Raw genomic sequence first — 686 nt, 5'->3', positions numbered from 1 at the left:
GTGCCGGCGGCGGCRCCGGCGGTCGGCAGCGGACGCTCCCGCGTCGGGAACCGCGCATGCAACCACTCCACCACTTCCGCCGGCGCCGGCCGCCGCTCCATCCGTGCCAGGACGGCCGCCAGCTCGTCGCCCAGCACGGAGGGCACGGCGGCGCCGCCGGCGCGGTGTGGAGATCCCGGGATGCGTACACAGCCAGTGTCAGCGTTGGTCAGCGGTGACAGATCGAGGGTCGGAAGGTGCGCGGCGATCGCGCGCGCGAGCTCGTCGACGACGGCCGCCTCGATACCGGCGTCCTCGAGGCGGACCCACACGTGCATGCCTCCCGTCGGGCCCGAGCGCACCACGAGGTGCGGCACGTCGAGCTCGTCGAGCACACGCGCCAGGATCGCAGCATCGGTGACCACCGCATCCGCGCCGTACCTACCTGCATCGAGATCAAACGCGAGAAGCCGATACCGGCCATCGCGGCCGGCGAGATAGCACGCGGTCGGCGCCACGAACGGTGTATCCGTGGGCGCCGGCCACGGCGCCGATCGGTACTCATGCACCGCGTCCGGATCAACCCGCACAGTGCGCCGGGGCGACCACCGCCGCCACCACTGCGCGAGCGTCTGGGTATCAGCTGCGGTCGTCAGCACGGAGGGCCGCCGACAGCAGGCGGCACGCCGACGCGGCCGCGCAGTCGC

Annotated in this window: 1 protein-coding gene; it reads right to left on the bottom strand. The window is 73.3% G+C overall.

Features of this window, described 5'->3' with window-relative positions; all coding sequences use genetic code 11:
• On the bottom strand, nt 1-497 hold a 497-nt coding region (gene ligD, locus AXK60_RS25345; protein WP_483368398.1), incomplete at its 3' end, for a non-homologous end-joining DNA ligase LigD.
• Nucleotides 498-686 lie beyond the last annotated feature (189 nt).

Source organism: Tsukamurella pseudospumae (genome assembly GCF_001575195.1).
In the GTDB taxonomy this organism is placed as follows: domain Bacteria; phylum Actinomycetota; class Actinomycetes; order Mycobacteriales; family Mycobacteriaceae; genus Tsukamurella; species Tsukamurella pseudospumae.
The sequence above is the reverse complement of the archived record's forward strand: the minus strand, read 5'-3'. Positions and strand labels throughout refer to the sequence as shown.